Source organism: Anaerorhabdus sp. (genome assembly GCF_036657415.1).
In the GTDB taxonomy this organism is placed as follows: Bacteria; Bacillota_I; Bacilli_A; order Erysipelotrichales; family Erysipelotrichaceae; genus Anaerorhabdus.
In genome coordinates, this window is record NZ_JAVXGL010000135.1 from 1 (window position 1) to 3,380 (window position 3,380).

The following is a 3,380-nucleotide window of genomic DNA, read 5'->3' on the forward strand; positions in this document are numbered from 1 at the left end:
AAGGAACAGATTTATAACTAGAAATATTTGATGATAAGTAAGTTTTACGTTTATGGCTTAAAAAGAAAATTCCTTTTCCTAAGATAATAAGCAATGAGTATAAATAAAAGGTATTCGTTCTCTTATAAGAGTGAATACCTTTTTGTTGTGTATGTTATAAGTCTTTTGCTAAATCATATCCGGCATGGATTGCGTCTTTTAAGTTGCCTACATGTTCACAATCACCAATCGTGTGATATGGAATGGCAAGTTCTTTTAGCGTATCTGATAAAGTGGTGTCACTACGATATCCCATGGCAAGAACTAAGGTATCTGCATCATCAATGCAAATTGTTTTGCCATCTTTTTCATAGTATATTTTGTCTTCTTCAACACGTTGTACTTTTGCATTACAATTGATTTGGACACCTTTACTCATTAATCTTTGCATTAACAAACTTCGACCAGGGCCGCTCTCTGTTGCCATCAAGCTTTTGGTCATTTCAATTAGGATAATTTCGCGATCTCTTGGATATTGATCGTATACTAAAGGTGCTAAATAATCAGCTGTTTCACAACCAACAGAGCCTCCACCAATAATGACTATTTTACGACCAGGGAAAGCAATACCAGCCAAGATATCATCTGCACTTACACATTGTTTGAAGTTGGTAAATGATTTTACAATAATAGGTTTTGCTCCGTTGCTCATAATTATTTCATAATCGGAAAATTCTTGTGCTATCGTATCTTTTGCAAGAGTACAATTTAAACGAATGTCCACACCAGTCATGGCTAATTTATGGCTCATGTATTTTGTGACTTTAGCTATATCTTGTTTTGCGATAGGAACACAGGCTAATCGCATTAATCCACCTAGTTCATCTTTGTGTTCGCAGAGTACAACATGGTGTCCACGCTTTTTGGCTACGTATGCCGCTTCCATGCCAGCAGGACCACCACCGATCACTAGGATGTTTTTTTTCTTGTCTGCTAATTGAATTGTTTCTTCGTTCTCTATTTCAAGAGAAGGATTAATACTACAAGAAACTCGTTTTCCAAACATAATACCATTTAGACAACGCAAACAACCAATACATGGACGAATATCGATTTCATTTCCATTTTGTGCTTTGTTAACAAATTCTGAATCACATAAGTTGGCACGTCCCATCATTACGATGTCAGCTTTACCATTTGCAATTATTTCTTCTGCAATCCATGGCTCAATAATTCTTCCAACCGTTGCGACAGGGATGCTTACATATTTTTTAATCTCTTCAGAAGATGCAATATGTGCACCTTGTTTTGTACCAGGGGCAGGGATAGAACTAGCTCGTTTAATAGTTGCACCTCCAGATACATGGAGCATATCAGCGCCATGCTTTTCAAGTTGTTTTGCAACGTAAATAGCATCGTTTAAGTTTAGACCACCATCACTATATTCATCACCAGATATTCGCACATCTATAATAAAATTTTTACCACATACACGACGAACTTCATCAAGGACTTCTAAGACTAGTTTTAAACGTCCATTGATATCTCCACCGTATTCATCACTGCGTTTGTTAAAGGTAGGAGATAGAAATCCTCCTAACAAACCATGGGCATGTGCAGCGTGGATTTCTACACCATCACCTTGCGCTATTTGCACTCTTAAAGCGGCTTCTCCAAATTGTTTGATAATCTTCTTTAATTCTGGAATTGTAGCGGGTCTTGGTGCTTCTTTTGCATAAGAAGGACCTATGTTAGATGGAGCAATTAAACGAGGTGTTCCTGGGATTGGAAAAGCCATATAGGCAGGATGAAATAATTGTGGAATGATTTTTGATCCATATTGATGGACGCTATCAGCTAGTTTTTTCCATCCAGGTATGTAGGAGTCATCTGCTATCGAAATATCTCCAGGTAGATAGGTGTAAACAGGTTCTATGGTGGTGACTTCAGTGATGATTAAGCCTACACCACCTTTTGCGCGAGCGCTATAGTGCTCGATTAGCGTATCGGTAATATATCCTTTATCAGCTAAATTTGTTGAAACAGGGGGCATAAAAATACGGTTTTTTACAGTTGTTTCACCAATCTTAATTGGTGAGAAAAGATTTGGATAATTGTTCATAAGTACATCTCCTTTTTCTTTATTTTAGCATATTATGATTTTGTAATCGCTATCATAAAAGGATATAATAGGGCATATTTTGTCATAGTAAATACATTTATTAAAGAATAGAAAAGGATTTTGTACAAAAAATGACTTACTATTTCTTGATATCGATACATAATTCATCTTTTGTATGAGTGAGTGTTGTTTGTGTTGCTAAAGATTGATTGATATGACAAATGATATGATGATCCTTGTTGACGATTTTAATACCAGCATTTTCATAAAGGGTATCTTCTAAAGCAAGTAGTAAATGTTCTAATAATGTACTTGTTTTTTCATCAATGGAAAGAACTTGTTCCTTTTTGCTATCATTGATAGTTATGTTCTTAATAAAACGTTTGCGATAGAGACTTGGCGTTATTCCATATAAATCTTTAAACGCTGTTGTATACGCTTTAGAGTTTGGTAATCCAAAGGTTGCGGCTATTTCTTCAATGGTTCTTTTTCCTTCAAGAATTGCTTCCATTGAGGCTCGTATACGAACATAAGAAAGATATTTTACAAAAGAAATGCGGGTATATTTCTTAAAAAGTTTTGAAGTATATGAAATACTAAAAGATAAGGTGTTTGCTAAGTCTTCTAAATAGAGTTCTTCTTTATAGTGTTCATCAATATAACGAATAGCTTTCATATAGTTTTCATGATGAACTTCTTGGAATGGCAAATGTTCTATTGGGAATTGTTGATGATTACTAGCGATGTAGATAAGTTCCATCATGAGTACATTGAGCTCAAATAAATTTTTATCTTTCCTCATAACAACGTGTAGCAAAGAACCTATTTTTTGTTTTAGTTTCATTAATAATTTGAAATTTTGTTGTTTCGTACAAATCAAAGATTCGAAGGCTTTGTCGTTGTTTCCAACCATTGCACCAGCCATACATGCAAAATCAATATGAATGGTTAGAATTACATTTTCTTGTTGACCAGTTTGGTGCATCATATGAATATCATTTGGCGCTATTAATACAAGTTCATGTTCTTTGAGAGAACTGGTAAAATGTTCACTAATAACTTCATACTCTCCTTTTAGTACATAGGAAATTTCTAAACTACTCTGTCGTGCAAATACTTGAGTATCGAAGCTATTGATACTCAAACTTAATGGATAACCAAATTTTTGTCCAGAAAAATCATAATAGTAATTCATGTTTTGCATGAGTGTCACTCCTTTTTATGATAGAACTATTGATGTACATCAACGATTTTAATCGATAATTGATCTTTTATTTCT

Annotated in this window: 2 protein-coding genes; both read right to left on the bottom strand. The window is 34.5% G+C overall.

Features of this window, described 5'->3' with window-relative positions; translation table 11 throughout:
- Positions 1 to 154: 154 nt before the first annotated feature.
- Positions 155 to 2,101 (bottom strand): oxidoreductase, encoded by a 1,947-nt coding sequence (locus RSB60_RS11310; RefSeq protein ID WP_332616434.1) that lies wholly within the window; start codon positions 2,099 to 2,101, stop codon positions 155 to 157.
- 139 nt (positions 2,102 to 2,240) lie between these two features.
- On the bottom strand, positions 2,241 to 3,305 hold the full coding sequence (locus RSB60_RS11315) for a helix-turn-helix transcriptional regulator (protein ID WP_332616436.1): 1,065 nt from the start codon (positions 3,303 to 3,305) through the stop codon (positions 2,241 to 2,243).
- Positions 3,306 to 3,380 lie beyond the last annotated feature (75 nt).